The organism is Acidovorax sp. A79, assembly GCF_041154505.1.
Classification (GTDB): Bacteria; Pseudomonadota; Gammaproteobacteria; order Burkholderiales; family Burkholderiaceae_C; genus Acidovorax.
The window spans coordinates 3,188,953-3,213,680 of the sequence record NZ_AP028672.1 but is presented as its reverse complement, the minus strand read 5'-3'; the positions used below and the strand labels follow the sequence as shown (position 1 = coordinate 3,213,680).

General features: G+C 68.3%; 21 protein-coding genes. 12 read left to right on the top strand and 9 right to left on the bottom strand.

What is annotated here, in order from left to right:
- Positions 1–42 precede the first annotated feature (42 nt).
- Positions 43–1,899, top strand: a complete 1,857-nt coding sequence (recQ, locus tag ACAM51_RS14740; protein WP_218339485.1) for a DNA helicase RecQ — start codon at positions 43–45, stop codon at positions 1,897–1,899.
- 68 nt (positions 1,900–1,967) lie between these two features.
- Here the strand turns inward: recQ and ipdC are convergent, their stop codons facing one another.
- The 6 genes from ipdC to ACAM51_RS14710 form a co-directional block, all read right to left on the bottom strand.
- Entirely contained in the window at positions 1,968–3,614 is a 1,647-nt protein-coding gene (gene ipdC, locus ACAM51_RS14735) for an indolepyruvate/phenylpyruvate decarboxylase (protein WP_369641050.1), read from the bottom strand.
- Positions 3,615–3,780: 166 nt separating this feature from the next.
- A complete protein-coding gene (locus tag ACAM51_RS14730) occupies positions 3,781–4,428 on the bottom strand; it encodes an anaerobic ribonucleoside-triphosphate reductase activating protein (RefSeq protein ID WP_369643825.1) in 648 nt (215 codons plus the stop codon).
- 34 nt (positions 4,429–4,462) lie between these two features.
- Positions 4,463–4,663 (bottom strand): anaerobic ribonucleoside-triphosphate reductase, encoded by a 201-nt coding sequence (gene nrdD, locus ACAM51_RS14725; RefSeq protein WP_369641049.1) that lies wholly within the window; start codon positions 4,661–4,663, stop codon positions 4,463–4,465.
- A gap of 95 nt (positions 4,664–4,758) precedes the next feature.
- Positions 4,759–6,777, bottom strand: coding sequence for a ribonucleoside triphosphate reductase (locus ACAM51_RS14720; protein ID WP_369641048.1), 2,019 nt, complete (start codon positions 6,775–6,777; stop codon positions 4,759–4,761).
- A gap of 294 nt (positions 6,778–7,071) precedes the next feature.
- Complete coding sequence (locus ACAM51_RS14715; protein WP_218296530.1) at positions 7,072–7,500, bottom strand: hemerythrin domain-containing protein; 429 nt, start codon at positions 7,498–7,500, stop codon at positions 7,072–7,074.
- A 71-nt stretch (positions 7,501–7,571) separates the two neighbouring features.
- Entirely contained in the window at positions 7,572–9,857 is a 2,286-nt protein-coding gene (locus ACAM51_RS14710) for a nitric-oxide reductase large subunit (RefSeq protein ID WP_369641047.1), read from the bottom strand.
- Between the two features lie 238 nt (positions 9,858–10,095).
- Between ACAM51_RS14710 and norR the strand changes: the two genes are divergently transcribed.
- From norR to ACAM51_RS14685, 5 genes are all read left to right on the top strand, one after another.
- A complete protein-coding gene (gene norR / locus ACAM51_RS14705; RefSeq protein WP_369641046.1) occupies positions 10,096–11,661 on the top strand; it encodes a nitric oxide reductase transcriptional regulator NorR in 1,566 nt (521 codons plus the stop codon).
- Between the two features lie 113 nt (positions 11,662–11,774).
- A complete protein-coding gene (locus ACAM51_RS14700) occupies positions 11,775–12,998 on the top strand; it encodes a threonine ammonia-lyase (protein WP_218296527.1) in 1,224 nt (407 codons plus the stop codon).
- 80 nt (positions 12,999–13,078) lie between these two features.
- On the top strand, positions 13,079–13,225 hold the full coding sequence (locus ACAM51_RS14695) for a hypothetical protein (protein ID WP_218296526.1): 147 nt from the start codon (positions 13,079–13,081) through the stop codon (positions 13,223–13,225).
- 81 nt (positions 13,226–13,306) lie between these two features.
- Positions 13,307–14,026, top strand: coding sequence for a 7-cyano-7-deazaguanine synthase QueC (queC, locus tag ACAM51_RS14690; protein WP_369641045.1), 720 nt, complete (start codon positions 13,307–13,309; stop codon positions 14,024–14,026).
- A 296-nt stretch (positions 14,027–14,322) separates the two neighbouring features.
- Positions 14,323–16,194 (top strand): phosphoenolpyruvate carboxykinase (GTP), encoded by a 1,872-nt coding sequence (locus ACAM51_RS14685; protein WP_369641044.1) that lies wholly within the window; start codon positions 14,323–14,325, stop codon positions 16,192–16,194.
- Positions 16,195–16,376: 182 nt separating this feature from the next.
- Here the strand turns inward: ACAM51_RS14685 and ACAM51_RS14680 are convergent, their stop codons facing one another.
- The gene (locus tag ACAM51_RS14680) at positions 16,377–16,817 is read right to left on the bottom strand and encodes a hypothetical protein (protein WP_218296523.1); all 441 of its coding nucleotides are present in this window, start codon (positions 16,815–16,817) and stop codon (positions 16,377–16,379) included.
- A 125-nt stretch (positions 16,818–16,942) separates the two neighbouring features.
- Here ACAM51_RS14680 and ACAM51_RS14675 point away from each other — a divergent pair, with 125 nt between their 5' ends.
- The 3 genes from ACAM51_RS14675 to ACAM51_RS14665 all read left to right on the top strand — a co-directional run bounded on the left by ACAM51_RS14675 (position 16,943) and on the right by ACAM51_RS14665 (position 19,423).
- Positions 16,943–17,902, top strand: a complete 960-nt coding sequence (locus ACAM51_RS14675; protein WP_218296522.1) for a LysR family transcriptional regulator — start codon at positions 16,943–16,945, stop codon at positions 17,900–17,902.
- A gap of 141 nt (positions 17,903–18,043) precedes the next feature.
- Positions 18,044–18,889, top strand: coding sequence for a metallophosphoesterase (locus ACAM51_RS14670; protein ID WP_369641043.1), 846 nt, complete (start codon positions 18,044–18,046; stop codon positions 18,887–18,889).
- A 111-nt stretch (positions 18,890–19,000) separates the two neighbouring features.
- Positions 19,001–19,423, top strand: coding sequence for a universal stress protein (locus ACAM51_RS14665; protein WP_218296520.1), 423 nt, complete (start codon positions 19,001–19,003; stop codon positions 19,421–19,423).
- 117 nt (positions 19,424–19,540) lie between these two features.
- Here the strand turns inward: ACAM51_RS14665 and ACAM51_RS14660 are convergent, their stop codons facing one another.
- A complete protein-coding gene (locus tag ACAM51_RS14660; RefSeq protein WP_369641042.1) occupies positions 19,541–20,164 on the bottom strand; it encodes a TetR/AcrR family transcriptional regulator in 624 nt (207 codons plus the stop codon).
- Positions 20,165–20,317: 153 nt separating this feature from the next.
- Between ACAM51_RS14660 and ACAM51_RS14655 the strand changes: the two genes are divergently transcribed.
- Both ACAM51_RS14655 and ACAM51_RS14650 read left to right on the top strand, forming a co-directional pair.
- Positions 20,318–21,373 (top strand): helix-turn-helix domain-containing protein, encoded by a 1,056-nt coding sequence (locus ACAM51_RS14655; RefSeq protein ID WP_369641041.1) that lies wholly within the window; start codon positions 20,318–20,320, stop codon positions 21,371–21,373.
- Positions 21,374–21,666: 293 nt separating this feature from the next.
- A complete protein-coding gene (locus tag ACAM51_RS14650) occupies positions 21,667–22,245 on the top strand; it encodes a midcut-by-XrtH protein (protein ID WP_369641040.1) in 579 nt (192 codons plus the stop codon).
- Positions 22,246–22,263: 18 nt separating this feature from the next.
- Here ACAM51_RS14650 and ACAM51_RS14645 read toward each other — a convergent pair whose 3' ends face one another.
- On the bottom strand, positions 22,264–23,184 hold the full coding sequence (locus ACAM51_RS14645) for a LysR family transcriptional regulator ArgP (RefSeq protein WP_369641039.1): 921 nt from the start codon (positions 23,182–23,184) through the stop codon (positions 22,264–22,266).
- 176 nt (positions 23,185–23,360) lie between these two features.
- Here ACAM51_RS14645 and ACAM51_RS14640 point away from each other — a divergent pair, with 176 nt between their 5' ends.
- Positions 23,361–24,698 (top strand): D-amino acid dehydrogenase, encoded by a 1,338-nt coding sequence (locus ACAM51_RS14640; RefSeq protein ID WP_369641038.1) that lies wholly within the window; start codon positions 23,361–23,363, stop codon positions 24,696–24,698.
- Positions 24,699–24,728 lie beyond the last annotated feature (30 nt).

The window sequence follows — 24,728 nt, the reverse complement described above, 5'->3', positions numbered from 1 at the left end:
TAATTTCAGAGTATCCGCTTGTCTTCCCGCCTGTCTCCCGCCTTGTCCCCCGCCCATACCGTCCTGCAGGACGTCTTCGGCTACGAGCAATTCCGCGGCCCCCAGCAGGCCATCGTTGAACACGTGATCGCGGGCAGCGATGCCCTGGTGTTGATGCCCACGGGCGGCGGCAAGTCGCTGTGCTACCAGGTGCCGGCCATCGTGCGCCAGCAGCAGGGGCGCGGCGTGACCATCGTGATCTCGCCCCTGATCGCGCTGATGCACGACCAGGTGGGCGCGCTGCACGAGGCGGGGGTGGATGCGGCCTTTTTGAACTCCACGCTGAGCTTTGACGAGGCGCAGGACGTGGAGCTGCGCCTGCAGACCGGCGACATCACGCTGCTGTATGCGGCGCCCGAGCGGCTGAACACGCCGCGCTTCCTGGGCCTGCTCGACAGCCTGTACCACGAGGGCCACCTGTCGCTCTTCGCCATCGACGAAGCGCATTGCGTGAGCCAGTGGGGCCACGACTTTCGCCCCGAGTACCGCGCGCTCACGGTGCTGCACGAGCGTTATGCGGGGGTGCCGCGCATCGCGCTCACGGCCACGGCCGACGACCTCACGCGCGCCGACATCATCGAGCGGCTGCAGCTGGAAGACGCGCGGCTGTTCATCAGCAGCTTCGACCGGCCCAACATCCGCTACACCATCGTCGAGAAGAAGGACGCCACCACGCAGCTGCTGCGCTTCATCGAGCGCGAGCACGCGGGCGAGGCGGGCGTGGTGTACTGCCAGTCCAGGAAACGCGTGGAGGAGCTGGCGGCCACGCTGAGCGACGCCGGCCTCACGGCCCTGCCCTACCACGCGGGGCTCGACACCAAGGTGCGCCAGCGCAACCAGGACCGCTTCCTGCGCGAGGAAGGCATCGTGATGGTGGCCACCATCGCCTTCGGCATGGGCATCGACAAGCCCGACGTGCGCTTCGTCGCGCACGTGGACATGCCCAAGAACATCGAGGGCTACTACCAGGAGACCGGCCGCGCGGGCCGCGACGGCCTCAACGCCGATGCCTGGATGGCCTATGGCCTGAACGACGTGGTCAACCAGCGCCGCATGATCGACGAGAGTCCGGCGGGCGAGGAGTTCAAGCAGGCACTGCGCGGCAAGCTCGACGCGCTGCTGGCCCTGGCCGAGGCCACCGACTGCCGCCGCGTGCGGCTGCTGGCCTACTTTGGCGAAGCCTCCACGCCCTGCGGCAACTGCGACAACTGCCTGACACCACCCGCGATCTGGGACGCCACCGACGCGGCGCGCAAGCTGCTGTCCACCATCTACCGCGTGAACCAGGCCAGCGGCATCAGCTTTGGCACGGGGCACATCATGGACATCCTGCGCGGCAAGAAGACCGAGAAGGTCGCGCAGTTCGGGCACGAGAAGATTTCCACCTTCGGCATTGGCGCGGACCTCTCGGAACCGCAACTGCGCGGCGTGCTGCGCCAGCTGATCGCCACGGGCGCTTTAGGCCTTCAGAAGGTGATGCTGGACAGCGGCCACAGCTTCGACACGCTGTGCCTCACCGAGGGCTCGCGCGCCGTGCTCAAGGGCGAGGTGCCGGTGCAGCTGCGCGAATCGGTGTCGTCCGCACCGGCCAAGCGCACGCGCAAGGGCAGCGCCCCGCCCGCCGCCGCCGCCAACCTGGGCCCGGACGCGCAGGTGCGCTTCATCAACCTCAAGGCCTGGCGCGCCGAGGTGGCGCGCGAGCACAACCTGCCCGCGTATGTGATCTTCCACGACGCCACGCTCGCGGCGATTGCCGAACGCAACCCGGGCACGCTGGACGACCTGCAGGGCATCAGCGGCATGGGGGCGAAGAAGCTCGAAGCCTACGGCGCCGACGTGCTGCGGGTGGTGGGCGGCTGAGCCGCCCGGCCACCGGCATCGCCCCACCCCCTGCCAGGCTGGCGCGCGCGTGCGTGTGGCGGGGAGGGCTACCTTCCCGCGCGCAGCGCGCGAATGCCCTCTGAAAAACGCCGCAGCGTGGGCGTGCTGTCGCCCGGCGGCACCATCAGCTCGATGAGCTGGAAGCGCCCCCGTTCGGCAAACGCGGCATCGAGCGCCGCCTTGAACTGGGCGCGCGTGTGCACCCGGTGGCCGCGCCCGCCCAGGGCGTCGGCGGCATCGGCCAGATGCCAGTCGCCGAGCGCGGCGCAGCGCGACGTGGTCTGGAACGCGCGGATCATTTCCCAGGTCTGGTTGTTGAGCACGATGGCGACGGGGTCCAGCCCCAGGCGCGGGCAGTTGCCCAGCTCCCAGCCCGTCATCTGGAAGGCGCCGTCGCCCACCAGGATGAGGCTGCGCTGGCCAGTGGCCACCTGGGCGCCGATGCCGGCCGGCACCCCGAACCCCATGGACGCGTAGTAGCCCGGTGCCACCAGCGGCGTGGGCAGCAGCTCCATGGCGGCGAACAGGCAGTCGCCGATGTCCGAGACGATGTTCATGGGGCCGTGCGCGCGGATGCGGTCGTTGAGCGCGCGGGAGAGGTCGGCCGCGCACACGGGCGCATCGTCGGCCACCAGGCCTTCGGGACAGATGGGCGGGGGTGGCAGGACGCGCGCCGCCGTGCCGCCTACCACGGGCGCGCGCGCCAGCAGCGCCTCCACCAGCGCGGCAAGCGGGATGTCCGGGTACAGGTGGTGGCCCACGCGCGCCTCGCGGTGCGCGGCGATGAGCGCGCGGCGGAAGTCCATGCGCTGGGCGCTCACGCCGAAGTTGCTGTCCGACAGGATGGCGCCCAGCATCACGGGCAGGTCGGAGTCGTCAAGCAGCGCGCTGGTCTCCGGTGCGCCCGCCACGCCCAGGTAGGTGCCGTGGAAGGGCACGCCGGCATGCCCCGCGTCCTCGGCCAGCAGGCCCCGGCCCATGAAGGTGGTGAGCACGGGCAGCTGCAGGCGGCGCGCGAGTTCGGCCACGCGGGCTTCCAGGCCAAAGCGGCGCACCTCCACGTCCACCACCAGCACGGGGCGCCGGGCAGCCTGAATGCGGGCCATCCATTCATCGGCGCATTCGGCCACGGCGGCTGCGTTGAACGGGCTGGGGGGCAGCACCGGCACCTCGGCCATGGGGTGCAGCGTCATGTCGCGCGGCACCTCGATGAGCACGGGCTGCGAGTATTCGCGGCAGCTGCGCAGCACGCGGGCGAGGTCGGCGGGCGCGGTGGCGGGGTCGGACAGGCGCACCTGGTCGCAGGTGATCTCGCGGAAGATCCGCCACTGCGAATCGACATGGCGCACCTGGTGGTGCAGCACCAGGCCGGAGTGCGCCTCGACCTCGCCGGGGCAGCCGGCCAGCACCACCAGCGGCGAGCGCTCGGCATAGGCCCCCGCCACCGCATTGACCACGTTGAGCGCACCCGCGCCGTAAGTGACGGCCACCACGCCCAGCCCGCAGTGCATGCGCGCGGCGGCATCGGCGGCAAAACCCAGCGAGGGTTCGTGGCTGAGCGTGACCAGCGGCAGGATGCCGCTTTCCTCGATCTGCGCGAACAAGGGCAGGATGAAATCACCGGGGATGCCGAAGATCTCGCGCGCGCCGTGGTGCTTGAGCGCGTGCAGCAGCTGGAGGCCGAGGGGGTTCATGGAGGATTTCCTGACAAGGTGGTGCCGTTGTGCGGCGGTGGCGCGAATGATCCGCGCGGGCCGCGCAAAGCACTTCTGACGCGCATCAAGGCGTGTGCAACAGCGGCCGTATTTGCATGCCTATTTCATGCAGGCCCTTGCAACGCAGGAAATCTGCGCCCGGCACTCACACCCGGCGCAAGGTGAATCCGGAAAACAGCGCGGCCAGTTGCTGCTGGTGCGCGGGCGCCAGCGCCCAGGCCGGGGCGCCGAGCACGCGGCATTCCTGCAGCGCCCAATGCCGCACCCCGCGCGCGGCCAGGGCCTGGGCCAGTTCCAGCAATTCGCCCACACCAAACAGGCCCGCGTGCCAGGTGGTGCGGCATTCGTGGTCGATGCCACGGGCCAGCATGGCATCGAGCGCGGCCCAGGCGCGCGCGCCGCTGCCGGGGGTGGCGGTGATGGCGTCGTAGCGCTGCGGCAGGGCCTTGATGTCCAGCCCCACCCAGTGGAGGCGCGACAGCAGCGCCGCCAGCCGCCCGGGGTACATGCCGCCGGTGTGCAACGCAGCCTGCAGGCCCAGTGCGCGCACGGCATCCACCGCAGCGGGCAGCGCGGCTTGCAGCGTCGGCTCACCGCCCGAAAACACCACGCCGTCGAGCAGGCCCCGGCGGCTGTGCAGGAACTGCAGCGCCTGGTCCCACGGCAACGCCGGGGGCGCGGCGGCGTCGAGCAGCCCGGGGTTGTGGCAGTAGCCGCAGCGCCAGGGGCAACCCTGGCAATAGAAAACGGCCGCGAGGCGGCCGGGGAAGTCGATGGTGGTGAGCGGCGTCATGCCGCCCAGCCGCAGCGCGGACGCTGGCGGCGCCTCAGCAGGCGTTGCTTCCACCACGCGCCTGCTCTGAAAAGAAACGGCGCTCGGCGTGCTCGCCCTGCTTGCCCGTGTTGAAGCTGGCCACGGGGCGGTGGTAGCCCATGACGCGGGTCCAGACCTCGCAGGGCTGGCGCTCGCCGTCGGTGAGCTGCACGGCGGCCAGGGCGGCCTGTTCGGGGGTAGAGAAATGGCTCATGTGATCTCCTTCATGGTTAAAAAATGCTTCTGTATTGATAGCTGCCAGCGCTTTATTGATAAGCGCTACAGGTCAATTTGGTTTGAAATGCGAGGTCAGGCCGCCAGCCGCCGCCGCTTGGCGTCCAGCCGCTCTTCGTCGCAGCGCGGGCAGAACGGGTGCTCGCCCGCCAGGTAGCCGTGCGTGGGACAGATCGAGAACGTGGGCGTGACGGTGATGTAGGGCAGGCGAAAGCGCGTGAGCGCGCGCCGCACCAGATCGCGGCAGGCCGCGCCGCTGGACAAGCGCTCGCCCATGTACAGGTGCAGCACGGTGCCGCCGGTGTATTTGGATTGCAGCGCCTCCTGCCGCATCAAGGCCTCGAACGGGTCGTCGGTAAAGCCCACGGGCAGCTGCGAGGAGTTGGTGTAGTAGGGCTGCTCGGCCGTGCCCGCCTGCAGGATGGCGGGCCAGCGCTTCCTGTCTTCCTTGGCGAAGCGGTAGGTGGTGCCTTCGGCGGGCGTGGCCTCCAGGTTGTAGAGGTGGCCGGTTTCTTCCTGGAAGGCGGTCATGCGCTCGCGCACGTGGTCGAGCAGGCGCACGGCAAACGCGTGGCCCCATTCGCTGGTGATGTCGTGCCGGTCCGCCGTGAAGTTGCGCACCATCTCGTTGATGCCGTTCACGCCCAGCGTGGAAAAGTGGTTGCGCAAGGTGCCCAGGTAGCGCTTGGTGTAGGGGAACAGGCCCTGGTCCGTCAACCGCTGAATCAGCTTGCGCTTGGTCTCCAGGCTTTGTTTGCCCAGTTCCAGCAGGCGGTCGAGCGCGGCGAACAGGCCCGCCTCATCGCCCGCATGCTGGTAGCCCAGGCGCGCGCAATTGATGGTGACCACGCCCAGGCTGCCCGTCTGCTCGGCGCTGCCGAACAGGCCGTTGCCGCGCTTGAGCAGTTCACGCAAATCGAGTTGCAGGCGGCAGCACATGGAGCGCACCATGTTGGGCTCCAGCTCGGAGTTGATGAAGTTCTGGAAGTACGGCAGACCGTACTTGGCCGTCATCTCGAACAGCAGCTGCGCGTTCTCGCTCTCCCACGGAAAATCCTTGGTGATGTTGTACGTGGGGATGGGGAAGGTGAACACCCGGCCCTTGGCATCGCCCGTGGTCATCACGTCGATGTAGGCGCGGTTGATGAGGTCCATCTCGGCCTGCAGGTCGCCATAGCAAAACGGCATCTCCTGGCCAGCGATCACGGGCACCTGCTCGCGCAGGTCCTCGGGACAGGTCCAGTCGAAGGTGAGGTTGGTGAACGGCGTCTGCGTGCCCCAGCGCGAGGGCACGTTGAGGTTGTAGACCAGCTCCTGGATGCACTGGCGCACGGCGGCGTAGTCCATGGCATCAATGCGCACGAAGGGCGCCATGTAGGTGTCGAATGACGAGAACGCCTGCGCGCCCGCCCACTCGTTTTGCAGCGTGCCCAGGAAGTTCACGATCTGCCCCACGGCCGAACTCATGTGCTTGGGCGGCCCCGCCTCCACCTTGCCCGGCACGCCGTTGAGCCCCTCGTGCAGCAGCGTGCGCAGCGACCAGCCCGCGCAGTAGCCGCTGAGCATGTCGAGGTCGTGGATGTGCAGGTCGCCGCTCCTGTGCGCCTCGCCGATCTCGGGCGTGTAGACGTGCGACAGCCAGTAGTTGGCCGTGACCTTGCCCGCCACGTTCAGGATCAGCCCGCCCAGCGAGTAACCCTGGTTGGCGTTGGCGTTCACGCGCCAGTCGGCGCGCGTGAGGTATTCGTTGATGGAGCTTTCCACATCGACCAGCGTCTGCCGGTCGGCGCGCAGCGTGGCGTGCTGCTCGCGGTAGACGATGTAGGCGCGCGCGGTCGCCAGGTGGTTGGCGGCGATCAGCGTCTGCTCGGCCACGTCCTGGATCTGCTCGATGGTGGGTGCCTCGCCATGGAAGCGGTGGATGAGCACCTTGGTGACCTGGGCGGTGAGCAACGCCGCTTCGTCGGCGCCATATTCACCCGAGGCCTGCCCGGCGCTGGCCAGCGCGGCGCGGATGCGTTCGGCGTCAAAAGGAACGCGCTGGCCGCTGCGCAAAACGACTTCGCGGGGCAAGGTGGAAAGGGTGGACGCCATGGGTTCGACCAATCTGTGGAACGGGTTAAAAACACTACCTATGGTGTCCACGATACCCACCAAACACTATAGGTAGTTTGACCCAACACAATCGAGGCGGTAAGCAGGGGTAAAAAAATGCCGGCACAAAGGCCGGCGAAAGGAAGGTGCCGTCAGGCCCTACCGATGGATGGGGGTGCGTGTGATGGCACGCTGGAGCACAAGAGGTGTGCGTGGAAAAGGTGGGTGTTTTTGTTGGGGGCTAGGGGCTGCTGGGGCTCCACCGCTGCGGCCGGGCTGCGCTCGCGTGGGCTCTCAATGGCAGGCGGCGGTTTCTTCCTCCTCGATGCGCGGATAAAAGTCATGGTCTTCGCGCTGCATGCGCTCGAACACCCGGCGCAGCACCACGTTGGCCTCGTCCCGAAAGCCCTGCGCATCGCGGCGCACGGCCTCGGCCGTGTTCCAGCGGCGCGCAAAGGCGTCGTAGGCGCTGGCAATAGAGGCCATCTCGCTCTGGTACTGGCGGCCCAGGCGCGCCAGTTCGGCGTTGCCACCGCGCTGCAGTGCGGGGTACAGCACCTGGTCTTCCACGGCCAGATGCAGCTTGATGGTGCCGCTCATCGCCACGATGCCCTGCGCGATGGCCGTGGCGTTGGCCTGCACGCCCGCGTGGGCCAGGGCGCGCAAGGTGGCGATGCTGCGCAGGATGTCGGTGTGCTGGTGCTTGAATTTGTCGAGGTTCATGGTCAGTCCTTGTGGGCAAACGGTGTGTGAGCGCGGTGGCCGCTTGTGGCTGCCGCCGCGCACGGTGCATTTCAGCGGCGGGCCTGTGCCAGGTAGGCCCCCGTGGAAGCGGCCGGGGCCCGCGAACCGAACACACCGCTCACCACCTGCCAGGCCATGGCCAGCGCGCCAACGATGAAGACCACGTCGCCGAAGGTGCGCACCCAGCGCAGCGTCTGGATGAAGGGCTGTTGCATGAACTCTTCGCCCCGGGCGTACCACAGGCCTTCGCTCACGCTGGCGTGGAACTGGAACAGCCCGATGGGCAGCAGGCTGGTGGCAATCATCAGCACCAGGCCCGCGTTGAGCCACCAGAAGCCTGTCTTCATGAGCCGCTCGCTAAACACCAGCTGCGGCCGGATGTAGCGCAGCACCAGCAGCGTGAAGCCCAGCGCCAGGAAGCCATACACCCCGAACAGCGCAGCATGGGCGTGCACCGGCGTGGTGTTCAGGCCCTGCACGTAGTACAGCGAGATGGGCGGGTTGATCATGAAGCCGAAGACGCCCGCGCCCAGCATGTTCCAGAAGGCCACGGCCACGAAGCACATCAGCGGCCAGCGCAGGCGGGCCATCCAGGGTGTGCGGTGCTGCAGGCGCCAATGTTCCCAGGCCTCATGGCCCAGCACGACCAGCGGCACCACTTCGAGCGCGCTGAAGGCTGCGCCCACCGCCATCACCGGGGTGGTGGTGCCTGCAAAGTAGAGGTGGTGGAAGGTGCCGGGCACGCCACCCAGCATGAACAGCGAGGCCGAGGCCAGGCTGGCCGTGGTGGCCATGCGCACCGACACGAGCCCCAGTGTCGAGAAGATGAAGGCCAGCGCCGTGGTGGCGAAGACTTCGAAGAAGCCCTCGACCCACAGGTGCACCACCCACCAGCGCCAGTACTCCATCACCGACAGGTGGGTGCGTTCACCGTAGAAGAAGCCAGCGCCGTAGAACAGGCCGATGGCCACCACCGACGCCGTCAGCAGCGCCAGCAGGTTCTTGTCGCCGCCGGGGGTGCGCAGCGCCGGCACGATGCCGCGCAGCATGAGCACCAGCCAGAAGGCGATGCCGGTGAACTTGCCGATCTGCCACAGGCGGCCCAGGTCCACGTATTCATAGCCCTGGTGGCCCAGCCAGAAGTTCCACTCGGGCGGCATGATCTGCGCGATGGCCAGGTAGTTGCCCGTGAACGAGCCGACGACCACCACGACCAGCGCCCAGAACAGGATGTCCACCCCCAGCTTCTGGTAAGCCGGGTCCTTGCCGCCATTGATGAGCGGCGCGAGGAACAGGCCCGCGGCCAGGAAGCCCGTGGCGATCCAGAACAGCGCGCTCTGGATGTGCCAGGTGCGCACCAGCGAATAGGGGAACCACTGCGACACGTTGATGCCGTAGAACTGCTGGCCTTCCACCGTGTAGTGGGCCGTGAAGCCGCCCAGCAGCACCTGGAAGCTGAACAGCGCCACGATGAGGAACAAATACTTGCCCAGCCCGCGCTGCGACGGCGTGAGCGGCACGCGCGAGAGCGGGTCGTGCTGGGGTGGCGTGGGTTCCACCTCGTCGTGCTTGCGCAGGAAGGACCAGCCCCACACGAGGAAGCCCACGCCCGCCATCATCACGACCACGCTCATCACGGACCAGACCATATTCTCGGCCGTGGGCTTGTTGCCGATCAGCGGCTCGTGGGGCCAGTTGTTGGTGTACGTCGCCGTGGTGCCGGGGCGCTCGGTGGCGGCGGCCCAGGCCGTCCAGAAGAAGAAGCCCGTCATCTGCGCGCGCCGCTCGGCGCTGGGCAGGGTGTTCTCCTTCATGGCGAAGTGCTCGCGGGTCTTGTGCAGCGCAGGCACGTCGCTGAAAAGCTGGTCGTAGTACAGCGCGGTCATCGCGATCGCGTCGGCCCGCACCGAGGACACCGTGGCCACGCCCGTCTCGGGGCTGTAGGTGTTGGTGCGGTACTCGGTCTTCATGCGGTCGCGCAGCACGGCCTGGGCGGCGGCGTCGATGTCTGCAAACGGCTTGCCATGGGCGCGCTCGGACGCCACTTCCAGCCAGTTGAGCAGCTCGCGGTGCAGCCAGTCGGCCGTCCAGTCGGGTGCCTGGTAGGCGCCGTGGCCCCAGATGGAACCCAGCTGCATGCCGCCCACCGACTGCCAGGCGGTCTGGCCGTCGAGGATGCTGTCGTGGGTGAAAAGCACTTCACCCCCGGCCGTGGCGATCCTGGCGGGGATGGGCGGCGCGGTGCGGTAGACCTCGGCGCCGTAGTAGCCCAGCAGGCTGAAGGTGACGATGAGCACGCCGATCAGCGTGAACCAGAGCTTGCGGTAGTTACCCATGGCGGGCCTCCTGCTTCAACAGAACAACAACGAAGGGGCGGCGCCAGCGTGCGCTGGCGGCGTGGGGTCGGGGTCTTGTGGTCATGGCTTTTCGGAACGAGTGAATCGGTATCACTGTCCACATCGCAAGCGCCGGGCCAGGGCTGCAGGCCCATCAAATCAACCACTTGCAGCGGTCATGGTCTTTTTGACCATCCATGGATAGGGTTTAATTCACCCATCAAAGGTAAGTATCACCATGGACCATAGCCCCCTGCTCGCCGACCTGGCCACCGATCTGCCCCAGGCCGTGCGCCTGCAGCGGCTGGCGGACCACCTGCGCATGCGCTTTCACTGCGGGGCCGTGGCCCTGCTGCAGCTGGAGGAAGACCACCTGCGCCCCGTGGCCGTGGAGGGCCTGGTGCGCGAGGCGCTGGGCCGGCGCTTTGTGGTCAGCCAGCACCCCCGGCTCGCGGCCATCCTGGCGCGGCGCGAGGTGACCTGCTTTGACCACGACAGCACCCTGCCCGACCCCTACGACGGCCTGCTCGACACCCTGGTGGGCGAGCCCCTGCCCGTGCACGACTGCATGGGCGTGAGCCTGTGGGTGGACGGCCAGCCCTGGGGGGTGCTGACGCTCGACGCGCTGCAGACCGGCACCTTTGGCGAGGCCGCACGCGCTGCGCTGGCCGACTGCAAGGTGCTGGTGGAGGCGGCCGTGCGCATCTCGCGGCTGGAGCGCGAGGTGCAGGCGCTGCGCAGCGCCCCCCACACACGCAGCGCCGACGACGAGCGCACCACCCGCGCGGGCGATGGCGACATGGAGATCGTCGGCCAGAGCGAGCCCCTGCTGCGCCTGCTGCACGAGCTGGAGGTGGTGGCGGGCTCGGACCTCCCCGTGTTGCTGCTGGGTGAGACCGGCGTGGGCAAGGAGCTGTTCGCGCGCCTGCTGCACCGCCAGTCCACCCGCGCTACCCGTCCGCTGGTGCACGTGAACTGCGCGGCGCTGCCCGAATCGCTGGCCGAGAGCGAGCTGTTTGGGCATGTGCGCGGCGCGTTCTCGGGCGCGGTGGCCGACCGGCCGGGACGCTTTGAGGCCGCCGAGGGCGGCACGCTGTTCCTGGATGAGGTGGGCGAGCTGCCGCTGGCCGTGCAGGCCAAGCTGCTGCGCACGCTGCAGAACGGCGAGATCCAGCGCCTGGGCGCCGACCGCCCGCGCCGCGTGGACGTGCGCGTGATCGCCGCCACCAACCGCAACCTGCGCGAGCAGGTGCGCGACGGCGCGTTCCGCGCCGACCTGTACCACCGGCTGTCGGTGTACCCCGTGCCCATCCCGCCGCTGCGCGAACGGGGCAACGATGTGCTGCTGCTGGCAGGCCGCTTTCTGGAACTGAACCGTGCGCGCCTGGGCCTGCGCAGCCTGCGGCTGTCGGCCAGCGCACAGGACGCCCTGCGCCGCTACCCCTGGCCCGGCAACATCCGCGAGCTGGAGCACGTGGTCAGCCGCGCGGCGCTCAAGGCCCTGAGCCGGGGCGTGAGCCGCGCGGACATCGTGACGCTGGAGCCCGCGCTGCTCGACCTGGACGCCGACGCCGCCAGCGTGGCCCACGCCCCCCTGGATGCCGGTGCCCCCGCCGTGGCCACCGAGCCGTCCGCACCCATCACCGCCGAAGGCCCGCTGCGCGACGCCGTGGATGCCTGCCAGCGGCACGCCATCACGCAGGCCCTGGCGCGCCACCAGGGCAACTGGGCCCAGGCGGCGCGTGCGCTGGAGGTGGACGCGAGCAACCTGCACAAGCTGGCGCGCAGGCTGGGCATCAAGTAAATGCTTCCATTTTGATAGCATTCAGCGCTTACCCCTCAAGCGCTGGCGGCCATTTTCTTCCCATGTCCATGCCGGGGGGCCTGCGGCACGCGGGCCTGCGCCACAATGGCGCCATGCTGACCCTCCAAGACATCCGAGACGCCGCCACCCGCCTGCAGGGCCAGGTGCTGGACACCCCCTGTGTGGAATCCAAGACGCTCTCGCAGATCGTGGGCGCGCAGGTATTCCTCAAGTTCGAGAACCTGCAGTTCACGGCCTCGTTCAAGGAGCGGGGCGCCTGCAACCGGCTCACCTTGCTGGTCGACGCGGAACGTGCCCGCGGCGCGGCGCCCGGAACGACGCCGGGTGTGGTGGCCATGAGCGCGGGCAACCATGCCCAGGGCGTGGCCTACCACGCGCAGCGCCTGGGCCTGCGCGCGGTGATCGTGATGCCGCGCTTCACGCCCGGCGTGAAGGTGGAGCGCACCCGCGGCTTCGGCGCCGAGGTGGTGCTGCACGGCGACACGCTCGAAGAAGCCCGGGCCCACGCCTACGGGCTGGCCGATGCGCAGGGGCTGACGTTCGTGCACCCCTACGACGACGAAGCCATTGCCGCGGGCCAGGGCACGGTCGCGCTGGAGATGCTCGCCGCCCAGCCCGATCTGGACATGCTGGTCGTCGCCATCGGCGGGGGCGGGCTGATCGCCGGCATGGCCACGGCGGCCAAGGCGCTCAAGCCCGGCATCGAGATCGTGGGCGTGCAGGCGGCGCGCTTTCCGTCGATGGTCAACGCCGTGCGGCACACGCAGCACCCCATGGGCACCTCGACCATCGCCGAGGGCATTGCCGTGGGCACCCCGGGCAAGATCACCCAGGAGGTGGTGCAGCGCCTGGTGGACGACCTGGTGCTGGTGGACGAAGGCGATATCGAGCAGGCCGTGCTGATGCTGCTGGAGATCGAAAAGACCCTGGTCGAGGGCGCGGGCGCCGCGGCCCTGGCGGCGCTGGTGCGCCACCCCGCCCGCTTCAGGGGCAAGCGCGTGGGGCTGGTGCTCTCGGGGGGCAACATCGATCCGCTGCTGCTGGCCGCCATCATCGAGCGCGGCATGGTGCGCTCGGGCCGGCTGGCGCGCATCAAGGTCAGCGCGCGCGACGTGCCGGGCGTGCTCGCGCGCATCACCGCCACCGTGGCCGACGCGGGCGCGAACATCGAGGAAGTGCACCACCAGCGCGCATTCACCATGCTGGCCGCGCAGAACGTGGAGATCGAGCTGGTCCTGCAGACAAGGAGCAAGGCGCACGTGGACGAGGTGCTGGGCAAGCTGCGTTCGGCGGGCATGGAGGCCGACCTGATCTGACCCCCGGCGCGGGGTTTTCAGCCCCGTGCACGCCGGCGCGGCTAGAATTGCGCAAGTTTTAAGCATCTGGAGCCCACACCATGTCCGACCACCACACTACGCACGCCCCCGAATCGCTCCCGCACGATCCCGTGGAAAACGTGGTTCACGTGATTCCCGTGGTGCTGCCCGTGGTCGGCGGCATCATGATGTTCCTGCTGGCCTTCATCGCCGTGTACATGGCCTGATCGATTGCCCTGGCACCGCCACAAGCCCCGCTGCGCGGGGCTTTTTTTCGCCTTGCACCACCCCCGTCACCAGGAGACCCCATGAGACCCGGACACGCCCTCGTCCTTTTTTCCGGTGGCCAGGACTCCACCACCTGCCTGGCCTGGGCGCTCACGCAGTTCGAGCGCGTGGAAACCATCGGCTTCGACTACGGCCAGCGCCACCATGTGGAGCTGCAGGCCCGGCAGGCCGTGCTGGCGGCCCTGCGGTCCCGCTTCGGGCCATGGCGTGACCGGCTCGGCGACGACCACATGATCGACCTGGCCGTGCTGGGCCGCATCAGCGACACGGCGCTGACCAGCGACGCCGAGATCCAGATGACCGCCGCCGGCCTGCCCAACACCTTCGTGCCGGGGCGCAACCTGCTGTTCTTCAACCTGGCCGCCGCCGTGGGCTACCGGCGCGGGCTGCACACGCTGGTGGGCGGCATGTGCGAAACCGACTTCTCGGGCTACCCCGACTGCCGCGACGACACGCTCAAGGCGCTGCAGGTCGCCGTGTCGCTGGGCATGGGGCAGCGCTTCACGTTCGAGACGCCGCTCATGTGGCTGGACAAGGCCGCCACCTGGGAGCTGGCCCGCACCCTGGGCGGCGACGCGCTGGTGGATCTCATCATCACCGAGTCGCACACCTGCTACCACGGGGTGCGCGACACGCTGCATGCCTGGGGCTACGGCTGCGGCACCTGCCCGGCGTGCGAGTTGCGCAAGGCGGGCCATGCGCGGTGGCAGGCCGGCCAGACAGGCCAGCCCAGCACCTGAAGGGCGGGACAGGGCGGATTGCGATGCATAACCCCATGCATCTTTTGCATGGTTTTAGCCCCAGTCTGACAGACAAGCGGTCGGCAGATTCATAAAATTGACACCCCAGCCGACCCGCGGAATCCGTGGAAATAGCCTCCACCCCGTGGGGCTGATCCACGCTCCCGCCCGCCGACTGAGCACGAAAGCCGTTTTTTCAAAGGCAGCGCTCAGCATCGCAACTGCGCCAGGCCTTGCCGCGATCCACCGGGTCCGCTTCCTTTGAAAAAACTGTTTTTCAACTTAGGAAGCTCCCGATGAACGCACCCACCATGCAGGGCCTGAATCTCAACGCCCCCGCTTACGTCAAGAACGCCCGGCTGCTCGCCTGGGTGGCCGACATGGCCGCCCTGTGCAAGCCCGACACCATCTACTGGTGCGACGGCAGCAAGGAAGAGTACGACCGCCTGTGCCAGCAGCTGGTCGACGCCGGCACCTTCAAGAAGCTCAACCCCGCCAAGCGCCCCGGCAGCTTCCTGGCCTGGTCCGACCCGTCGGACGTGGCCCGCGTGGAAGACCGCACCTACATCTGCTCGGCCGCCAAGGAAGACGCAGGCCCCACCAACAACTGGATGGCCCCCGCTGAAATGCGGGCCACGCTGCAGCCCCTGTTCGACGGCTGCATGAAGGGCCGCACCATGTACGTGGTGCCCTTCAGCATGGGCCCCCTGGGCAGCCACATCGCCCACATCGGCGTGGAGCTGACCGACAGCGCCTACGTGGCCGTGAACCAGCGCCTCATGACCCGCATGGGCAAGGCCGTGTACGACGTGCTGGGCGTGGAAGGCGAGTTCGTGCCCTGCATGCACACCGTGGGCGCCCCCCTGGCCGAAGGTGAAAAGGACACGACCAGCTGGCCCTGCAATCCCAAGGTCAAGTACATCGTGCACTACCCCGAGACGCGCGAGATCTGGTCGTACGGCTCGGGCTACGGCGGCAACGCGCTGCTGGGCAAGAAGTGCCTGGCCCTGCGCATCGCATCGACCATGGGCCGCGACCAGGGCTGGCTGGCCGAGCACATGCTCATCCTGGGCGTGACCAACCCCGCCGGCAAGAAGTACCACGTGGCCGCCGCCTTCCCCAGCGCCTGCGGCAAGACCAACTTCTCGATGCTGGTGCCGCCCGAAGCAGGCTTTGCCGGCTGGAAGGTCACCACCATCGGTGACGACATCGCCTGGATCAAGCCCCATGCCGACGGCAAGATGTATGCCATCAACCCTGAAGCCGGCTACTTCGGCGTGGCCCCCGGCACGAACATGCACACCAACCCCAACTGCATGAAGAGCCTGGACAAGGACGTGATCTTCACCAACGTGGCCCTGACCGACGACGGCGACGTGTGGTGGGAAGGCATGGAAAAGGACACCGGCAAGCTCCCGGACCACCTGATCGACTGGCAAGGCAAGGACTGGACGCCCCAGATCGCCAAGGAAACCGGCGCCAAGGCGGCCCACCCCAACTCGCGCTTCACGGTGGCCGCCACCAACAACCCGGCGCTCGATGCGCAGTGGGACGACGCCAACGGCGTGGCGATCGACGCCTTCATCTTCGGCGGCCGCCGCTCCACCACCGTGCCGCTGGTGACGGAAGCCCGCACCTGGACGGAAGGCGTGTACATGGCCGCCACCATGGGCTCCGAGACCACCGCCGCCGCCTTCGGCGCCCAGGGCGTGGTGCGCCGCGACCCCTTCGCCATGCTGCCGTTCTGCGGCTACAACATGAGCGACTACTTCCAGCACTGGCTGAACATGGAAGGCAAGATCGCCGCCACCGGCAAGGCCGTGCCCAAGGTCTTCTGCGTGAACTGGTTCCGCAAGGACGAGGCCGGCAAGTTCGTCTGGCCCGGCTACGGCGACAACATGCGCGTGCTCAAGTGGATGATCGACCGCATTGAAGGCCAGGCCCAAGGCCAGGAAACCATGTTCGGCGTGGCGCCCCAGTACGCCGAGATCAACTGGACGGGTCTGGATTTCAGCGCCCAGAAGTTCGACGCCGTGACCAGCATCGACAAGGCGGCCTGGGCCGATGAGTTCAAGCTGCACGATGCCCACTTCGAGCAACTGGCCTACCACCTGCCCACGGCCCTGCTGGAAACCAAGGCCCTGCTGGAAAAACGCCTGGCTGCATAAAACCCTGTTCTTCCCAGTCCGAGAAACCGCCCCTTCTGCCGAACGGGCGGTTTTTTCATGGGCCGGCGCCAGGGGGAAGACAGGCCAGGCGCAGGACAGTCGGCCCATGAAAAAAGCCGTGGCGAGCATTCGCCACGGCTTCAAGGGGATCGGGACGGCCGCGCCGGCCGCGCAGCGCGGTCTCAGTAGTACGTGCGGATATCGTTCACCGTGGGGATGCCCATTGCATGGTTCAGTTCAGCCATGATGCGGGGATCCTTCATGGCGACTTGCCAGGTGCGCTCGTCGTCCGCGGCGCGGCGGCGGTTTTCCGCCCAGGCGCGGCCTGCCACGCGCAGAGCGGCGCCAGCACGGCGTGCCGGGGCGGTCAGCAGGGCCAGGGCGGCGAACGCCACCAGCCACAGCACCATCCACGCGGCCAGCAGGTGGCCTTCGCTCCAGGTGTCGATGACCTGGTTGGCCACGACCAGCAGTGCCGACACGACGGCCGCGAGCAGCAGGGTGGCGGCACCACGGGCGCCGTCAAAGTTGGCGGCCACGCTCTTCAGAGCGGCGGCGGCGTTTTCGGCGCGGACCACGCCGGGGTGTTCAGTGGGGTAGTCAACGTGTGCAAAGCTGGTCATTTCGGTTTCCCTTTTCTAACGCTTGTGGCGAGATTGCCGGGCGATGGGGTGATATTAGGGTTTACCCTTTGCATGTTCAAGTTTATATTTTGAATCATTGATATTCATAATGGTGATGAATTGCCATGACACCCTTGAACTTCCGCTCGCTGGACCTGAATCTGTTGCGCGTCTTCGACGAGGTGATGGCCGAGCGCAGCCTCACGCGCGCGGCGCACAAGCTGTCCATCACCCAGCCCGCCGTGAGCAATGCCATGCGCCGGCTGCGCGACGTGCTGGGTGATGAACTGGTGGTGCGCAGCGGCCAGGGGGTTGAGCCCACGCCCCGCGCCTTGGCGCTGTGGCCCCCCGTGCGCGAGGCCCTGGCCCATCTGCAGGACTCCCTGGCGCCGGGGCGCTTCGAGCCCGCCACGGCCGAGTCCACCTTTGTGCTGGCCATGGCCGATGCCACGGCGGCCACGCTGGTTCCCGCCCTCGTGGAGATCATCGAGCGCGAGGCCCCCGGCATTTCGATCCGGGTGCTGCCCCTGACCACCCGCGACCCCCGGCGCCTGCTCGACGAGGAAGCCGCCGACATGGCGGTGGGCTACTTTCCGGCCGTGCTGGCGGACCTCACGGCACGCGCGCAGTCGGGCGGGGCGGTCGCGTTCGAGAGCCGCCGCCTCTACGACGGGGAATACGTGTGCGTGATGCGCCAGGGCCACCCGCTGGCGGACGCGCCGCTCACCCTGGACGCCTACTGCGCTGCCCGGCACATGCTGGTGAGCTTTTCCGGCCGCCCTTTCGGTTTCATCGACGAGGCGCTGGCTTCCCTGGGCCGCGAGCGCAAGGTGGTGATCACGGTCAACCAGTTCTTCACCGCCGGGCGCGTGGTGTCGGGTTCGGACCTGCTGACGGTGCTGCCGCGCCACTTCGTGCCCGTCACGGGCATCTCCGACGCGCTGGTGCAACGGGCCCTGCCGCTGGACGTCCCGCCCGTGCACGTCGATGCCCTGTGGCGCCGCCGCGGCCCGCAGCAGGCGGCGATGACCTGGCTGCTGCACGCCCTGGCGCGCTCGGCGCGCCGCACCTTTCCCGAACCGTGAGGCCCGGGCGGGCATCCCGCCCACTCACCCCAGCGCGGCCTGCCGCGGCAGTGCCTTGTGGCGGGATCTGGCGCATTTCGGGGTGCCGCCACGGCATTCGATTCGCCCCGTCCCACCCCGAGCCCGTAGACTGCGCGCTCCATGAACATCCAGCTGCTGTCCGATCTGCACCTTGAGGCGCACCCCCATTTCATCCCCGAACCGGCCCCCGGCGCCGATGTGCTGGTGCTTGCGGGAGACGTGGGCTCTTACCAGCAAGGCTCGCTGCTGCAGGACGATGACTTCGGCCTCGCCCGGTTCTCGCCCCTGGCCCCGTACGCGGGCTGGCCCACGCCGGTGCTCTTCGTGCCCGGCAACCACGAATACGACGCGCAGGATTTCGATGCGGCCCACCAGCGGCTGCGCAGGACCTGCGAACGGCTGGGGATCACCTGGCTGGAGCGGGAGGTGGTCACTCTTCAAGGTGTCCGCTTCGTGGGCACCACGCTCTGGAGCGATTTCGACGCATTGGCGGACCATGAAGGCACCACCGACCTGGCCAGGCGCCTGAAGCTGCGCGACAAGGCGTTCCGGGCGGCGAATTTCTATCTGCGCAAGACGGGCGGCACCCGCCATGCGCAGCCGTTCCTCGCCGAGGCCGTGCGCGATCAGGCCCTGGCCTGCCAGCAGTGGCTGGGCGACGCGCTCGCGGTCCCGTTCGACGGGCCCACGGTCGTGGCCACGCACTTCGCGCCCAGCCTGCGCAGTGCCGACCCGCGCTACGGCATGGTGCCGGGCACGGCGGGCTTCTGCAACGCGCTGGACGCCCTGCTGCCCCGCGCGCAGCTGTGGCTGCACGGGCACCTGCATGCCCCGAGCGACTACACGGCACGGGGCCTGCGCGAGGACGGCACGCCGTGGCAGTGCCGTGTCGTGGCCAATCCGCTGGGTTATGCGCGCAAGGGCGAGCAGGCGGCGTTCCAGGCGCAGTGCTGCATCACCTTATGATCGGCGCACGGGGCCCTGCCGCCCCGCAGTGCAGAGGAAAAAACATGACCCAGGTCAAGACAACAGAAGTCCGCGCACGTTAGTCTGACCCATTCCTTTTCGGAGAACACCATGAACATCCTGCTTGCTGTCGACGGCAGCGCCTACACCAAGAAAATGCTGGCTTACCTGGCCACCCACGAAGAACTGCTGGGGGGCAACCACCAGTACACGGTGCTCACCGTGCAGGCCCCGCTGCCCGCGCGTGCCCGCGCGGCCCTGGGCAAGGAAGTCGTGGAGAACTACCACGCCGAAGAAGCCGAGAAAATCCTGGCGCCCGTGTGCAAGTTTCTCGCGCGCCACGGTGTGGAGGCCAAGCGCAGCGTCAAGGTCGGCACGGTGGGCGAGAACATCGCCAAGGTGGCCGACAGCGGCAAGTTCGACCTGCTGGTGATGGGCTCCCACGGCCACGGGGCCCTGGCCACCCTGGTCATGGGTTCGGTCACCACGCAGGTGCTGGCCCACAGCAAGGTGCCCGTGCTGCTCGTGCGCTGAGCCCCGCTGCCCGGCGCAGGCCGCGCCCTGCCTCGGCAGGGTTTTTCGCCCACAAGACAAGAAAGCCCGGCATGCCGGGCTTTCTTGCGAGGTGCGAAACGCCGGAACGGGCTGCCGCTACCGCGCAGCCAGCCCCTCGAAACAGGTGCGCACCACCAGATCCACGATCTGCGCATCCGAATACTGGCCGCCTTCCTTGAGGAAGCTCACCACCGGGTCACAGGCCCGCGCATACAAGGTGTACAGCACCACCAGCGGTGGCAGCGTGGGGTTGATCACGCCCTCGGCCTGGGCCTGGGTGATCCATTCGCCGATCTGGTCGCTCACCGCCACCAGGCCGTTGAGATAGTCCTTGTTGGCCATGAGCACCGCGCGCAGCGTGGAGTTGCGGCTGGGCAGCAGTGGCATTTCATTGCTCAGCAGGCGCTCCAGCGACCAGCGCACCAGCGCATGGAGCTTTTCGAGGGGTGGCGTTTCGGCGGGCAGGTCCGCCAGATAGGCCCGCACCCGCGCCAGGATCTGCACCATGGCGGCGCTGCACAGCTCTTCCTTGCTGCAAAAGTGCTTGTACAGGCTGGCCTTGGCAATGCCCACGGCGTTGGCCACATCGTCCATGGTCATGGCGTCGAAGGCCTTTTCGCCCAGGAGCTGACAGGTGGACTGGAGGATGGCATCCTCGCGCGCCTGGTGCATCTGCTCCTTGAACGAGGCTTTGGGGGGCTGCGTTTGCATGGCGTCCATTTTATACATCACAGTAAAAAAATAAATGACCAAGTTGCAATGCAACTACGTCGTTCACGTTTTCTCCAGCAGGAATCGTGCCGCGGGCCTGGGCGCGAGGGCGGGCAATCTGCGCTGGTGCACTGCAGCACCCGCCCCCATAATCGCGCCGCCATGTCCACGCCGCACGCCCTGCCATCGACAGTTTTCACCACCGACCAGGGTTCCGGCGAAGAGCGCTTCGAGGCCTGGCGCAGCAGCATTTCGGTGGTCTTCGATGTCGCGCCGCTGGACCGCGATCCGCTGGAGAGCTTCAGTGCATCGGTCACCGCCAGCCACCTGGGCGCCCTGCTGGTGGGCGACCTGCGCTTTGGCCGGCAGCAGTTCTCGCGCGGTACGCCGCGCGTGGCGCGCGACGGGGTCAACCACTACCTGGTGCAGTGGTACCGCAGCGGCGGGTTCGTGGGCCAGCACGACGACGGCGTGGACATGCAGGTGCGCGCGGGCGACATCACCGTGTTCGACCTCGGCCGCACGCAGCGCACCTACGCCAGCCCCTCGCACGTCCTGTCCATCGTCGTGCCCCGCGAGATCGCCGACGAGGCCTTTTGCAGCCCCTCGGCCGACCTGCACGGCACGGTGCTGCGCGGCCACACGGCGCTGGGCGGGCTGCTCAGCGACTACCTGCAGTCGCTGCATCGGCGGCTGTCCACCGTCACCCTCCCAGAGGCGCCCGCCGTGGTGCAGGCCACCACGCAGATGCTGGCGGCCTGCCTGCGCCCGGGCCGCGACACCCTCGCCCAGGCGGAGCCACAGATCCAGGGTGTCACCCTCGGACGCATCCAGCAATACATCGCGCAGCACCTGGGAGCCCCGCTCAGCCCCGAGCTGCTGAGCCGCACGTTCGGCGTCTCGCGCAGCATGCTGTACCGGCTGTTCGAGCCGCTGGGCGGCGTGGCGCACTACGTGCAGCAGCAGCGCCTGGCCCGGGCGTTCCACGCGCTGGCCAACCCGGCCAACCGCCGGCTGCGGGTGGGCGAGATCGCCACGCGCGCCGGGTTCACCAGCGAGGCGCATTTCAGCCGCGCCTTTCGCACGACCTTTGGCCTCACGCCCAGCGACGTGCGTGCCATGGGCCGCGGCTGGCAAGCGCCCCGCAAGGGCCCGGACGGCGCCAGCGGGCAGACCACCGCCGAATACGCGGACTGGCTGCGCGGCTTGAGGGTGTAGCACCCGCTTTTGCCGATCCCTCGGCGGCACGGGCAGTCAAGCGCCCTGAAACGCACAGTCAAGCCGCGCCGTGAATGCTGCCTAGCATGCGCGGCAGCCCTCCTTCGCTTCTTCTCCGTGCGCGCCACCATGTTCCTTGTCCGCGGCATCGCCGCCGCCCTTTTCGCGGCCAACCGGCGCAGCGTGGGCTTGGCCTTGACCGACGGCGGCCCGGGTCCCGTCGCAGGGCTCGCGCGTCACTCCCAAAACAATAGCCACTCACCCTTTTAAAACAAGCGCTACAAGGCAATTTCATGCAAAAAAACCATCCCTCCCGTCGCCCCGCAACCGCCCCACGCATCGCCCTGCTGTGGGCCGCCGCCGCTGCAGCCCCCGCCGCCTGGGCCCAGGGCGCGCCCGTGGGCGCGGTGGCCTATGCCCCGCTGGCGGCCCCGGCCGCCGTGCCCACGCTGTCGCAATGGGGGCTGCTGGTGCTGGTGCTGCTCCTGGCCGCCGCGGCCCGCCACCTGCTGCGCCACGCGGGACACGGCGTGGTCCGCGCCATCGTGCCGGGGCTGCTGGCCTGCGCGGCGCTGCTGTGCATGCCGTGGGGCGGACAGGCGATCGCGGTGCCCTCCAGCGATGTCCCGCTGGACAACCCGGCGGGGGGCGTGGCCGACATTCCCGACCACCCCGACCTGGAACGTGCATTCGCCGACTACCTGCACGCCTACGAGGTGCGCAACACCACGGACCGCCCCCAGCGGCTCACCGCCGTGGGCGTGACCGCCGCGCACCGCATCCAGGGCCCGGGTGATGAGACCCGATGCACGGTGGGGCAGACGCTGGCGCCCATGGCCTCGTGCCATCTCGTGGTGGGCCGGCCGCACTGAACGCAGCCGCCGCCCCGGCTAGGCCGCCGGCGCCTCGAGCGTGCGGGCGGCCGTGGCCGTGAGCGCGGCCGTGAGCGCGTCCAGCACCGCCGACTCCAGGTTCCAGCAGTGCCAGTACAGCTGGATCGGCAGCCTGCGGCCGGGCGCCAGGTCCACCATGCTGCCGTCGGCGATGGGCCCGCGCGCCAGCAGCTCGGGCACCACGCCCACCGCCCAGCCGGCGGCCACGGCGCGCATCTGCGCCTCCGACCCGGGCACGAACAGGTGGTTGAGCGCCACGCGCTTGAGGCCGAAGGCACGGGCCACGAATTCGGCGGCCATGTCGTCCTTGCGGTTGAACGACAGGAACGGCACTTCGCGGAAGTTGTGCGGCGTGAGCCCCTGGGGCAGGTGCTGCTGCGCATAGGGCGCAGACGCCACCGCCACGTAGTGCATGGCGCCCAGCGGCACCATCTTGCAGCCGCGCAGGGCCTGCTTGAGCGTGGTCACGCAGCCCAGCACCTGACCGGAGCGCAGCCATTCCTGCGTGAAATCCTGGTCGTCCACGATGATTTCCAGCGGCAGGCGCTGGCGCACCAGCTCGTGCAGCGCGCCCATCGCCCAGGTGGCGATGCTGTCGGCATTGATGGCGATCGAGATGCGTTCGTCCTCGCGCGTGCCGCCGGGGGCGCTGGGCGCGAGTTCGTGCAGGTCGCGCTCCAGGTCGGCGCGCAGCAGTCGTAGCTGCTTGGTGTGCTTGAGCAGCAACTGCCCCGCCGAGGTGGGCCGCAGCGGACGGCTGCGCACGATGAGCACCGAGCCCACCTGCGCCTCCAGCGCGCGCAGGCGCTGTGAGACGGCCGACTGTGTGACGTTCAGGCGCTGCGCAGCGCGCTCGAAGCCGCCCTCTTCAACGATGGCGGCAAGGCATTCCAGGGCGGCGGGATCGTAGGTGCTCATGGTCTCGGGCTCGAACAAAAGAGGATTGTCTCTACCGCACCGTTTATTAGGTGCGCTGATGTTTTTGGAGTAAGTTTAATTTTGCTTTTAGTTGAATGCAATGTCGCGCACACTGCGCCCCATCGTGTCCCGCACTGGGGCGGGTGGCACGCAAAGGCTCACAAGGCATTCCGCATATGAAAACCATTGTTCTCGGCGCAGGCATCATCGGCACCAGCACGGCGTGGCACCTGCTGGAACGCGGTCACGAAGTCATCGTGATCGACCGCCAGCCCGATGCTGCGCTCGAAACCAGTTTTGCCAATGCAGCACAGATCTCGGTGAGCTACTGCGAGCCCTGGGCCAACCGCGAGGCGCCGCTCAAGGCGCTCAAGTGGATGTTCGACAAGGAAGCGCCGCTGCTGTTTCGCCCGCAGATGGACTGGCAGCAATGGCGCTGGGGCCTGCAGTTCCTCGCGCAGTGCAACGACGCCGCGTTCGAGCGCAATGTGCAGCAGATCGTGGCGCTGGGCGCGTACAGCCATGCCGCCCTCAAGGACCTGGTCAGCACCACGGGCATCGAATACAACCGGCTGGAACGCGGCATTGCCCACTTCTACACCGACCAGAAATCCTTTGACGCCGCCGGCCATGCGGTGGAGCTCATGCGCAAGCACGGCGTGCAACGGCGCCTGGTGAGCCGCGACGAGCTGCTGCAGATCGAGCCCGCGTTCAAGGCCTACGGCGACAAGATCACCGGCGGCACCTACACCAGCACCGACGAGAGCGGCGACGCGCGCGTGTTCACGCAGGAACTCGCCCGCCGCTGCATGGCGCGCGGCGCGCAGTTCCTCTATGGCCACGACGTGCTGCGCCTGAACAAGATCGGCAACGCTATTGATTCGGTAGCTGTCATGGCACGCCAGTCCAGCGGTGGGGGCAAAAAAGACTTCATCCTGAAGGCCGACGCCGTGGTCGTGGCCTGCGGCTCCTACAGCGCGCCGCTGTTGCGCAGCGTGGGCGTGGACCTGCCGATCTACCCTGGCAAGGGCTACAGCGCCACGTTCCCGCTGCTCAAGCCCGAGGGCGCGCCCATGGTCTCCACCATCGACGACGGCAAGAAGATCGCCATGAGCCGCCTGGGCAACCACCTGCGCGTGGCGGGCACCATCGAACTCAATGGCTGGGACCTGACGCTGGACAGCACACTGGCCCGCGCACGCTGCCACATGCTGTCGCGCCGCATCGAGGCCATCCTGCCCGGCGTGTGCGACACCCGCACGCCCGAAGAAGGCGGCGACCCGCAGTACTGGACCGGCCTGCGCCCGGCCACGCCCACCAACATCCCGTTCATCGGGCAGACCCGCGTGGGCAAGCTGTGGGTGAATGCGGGCCACGGCACGCTGGGCTGGACGCACGGCGCGGGCTCGGGCAAGGCGCTGGCCGAGCTCATCAGCGGCGAACAGCCCGCGATGAACTTCGGCTTCCTGGGCGACGAGCGCGTGCGCGCGCCCCGGGCCGTCGCCACGGCCTGAAGCCACTGCCAGCAGACACGGGCCGGGGCC

Coding starts and splice junctions, on each gene's coding strand:
- norR (WP_369641046.1), top strand. CDS start 10,096: ATGGACCATAGCCCCCTGCTCGCCGACCTGGCCACCGATCTGCCCCAG.
- ipdC (WP_369641050.1), bottom strand. CDS start 3,614: ATGAACCCCCTCGGCCTCCAGCTGCTGCACGCGCTCAAGCACCACGGC.
- ACAM51_RS14655 (WP_369641041.1), top strand. CDS start 20,318: ATGTCCACGCCGCACGCCCTGCCATCGACAGTTTTCACCACCGACCAG.
- ACAM51_RS14680 (WP_218296523.1), bottom strand. CDS start 16,817: ATGACCAGCTTTGCACACGTTGACTACCCCACTGAACACCCCGGCGTG.
- ACAM51_RS14730 (WP_369643825.1), bottom strand. CDS start 4,428: ATGACGCCGCTCACCACCATCGACTTCCCCGGCCGCCTCGCGGCCGTT.
- ACAM51_RS14695 (WP_218296526.1), top strand. CDS start 13,079: ATGTCCGACCACCACACTACGCACGCCCCCGAATCGCTCCCGCACGAT.
- ACAM51_RS14700 (WP_218296527.1), top strand. CDS start 11,775: ATGCTGACCCTCCAAGACATCCGAGACGCCGCCACCCGCCTGCAGGGC.
- ACAM51_RS14650 (WP_369641040.1), top strand. CDS start 21,667: ATGCAAAAAAACCATCCCTCCCGTCGCCCCGCAACCGCCCCACGCATC.
- ACAM51_RS14685 (WP_369641044.1), top strand. CDS start 14,323: ATGAACGCACCCACCATGCAGGGCCTGAATCTCAACGCCCCCGCTTAC.
- ACAM51_RS14645 (WP_369641039.1), bottom strand. CDS start 23,184: ATGAGCACCTACGATCCCGCCGCCCTGGAATGCCTTGCCGCCATCGTT.
- ACAM51_RS14665 (WP_218296520.1), top strand. CDS start 19,001: ATGAACATCCTGCTTGCTGTCGACGGCAGCGCCTACACCAAGAAAATG.
- ACAM51_RS14720 (WP_369641048.1), bottom strand. CDS start 6,777: ATGGCGTCCACCCTTTCCACCTTGCCCCGCGAAGTCGTTTTGCGCAGC.
- ACAM51_RS14660 (WP_369641042.1), bottom strand. CDS start 20,164: ATGGACGCCATGCAAACGCAGCCCCCCAAAGCCTCGTTCAAGGAGCAG.
- ACAM51_RS14670 (WP_369641043.1), top strand. CDS start 18,044: ATGAACATCCAGCTGCTGTCCGATCTGCACCTTGAGGCGCACCCCCAT.
- ACAM51_RS14675 (WP_218296522.1), top strand. CDS start 16,943: ATGACACCCTTGAACTTCCGCTCGCTGGACCTGAATCTGTTGCGCGTC.
- queC (WP_369641045.1), top strand. CDS start 13,307: ATGAGACCCGGACACGCCCTCGTCCTTTTTTCCGGTGGCCAGGACTCC.
- nrdD (WP_369641049.1), bottom strand. CDS start 4,663: ATGAGCCATTTCTCTACCCCCGAACAGGCCGCCCTGGCCGCCGTGCAG.
- ACAM51_RS14640 (WP_369641038.1), top strand. CDS start 23,361: ATGAAAACCATTGTTCTCGGCGCAGGCATCATCGGCACCAGCACGGCG.
- ACAM51_RS14715 (WP_218296530.1), bottom strand. CDS start 7,500: ATGAACCTCGACAAATTCAAGCACCAGCACACCGACATCCTGCGCAGC.
- ACAM51_RS14710 (WP_369641047.1), bottom strand. CDS start 9,857: ATGGGTAACTACCGCAAGCTCTGGTTCACGCTGATCGGCGTGCTCATC.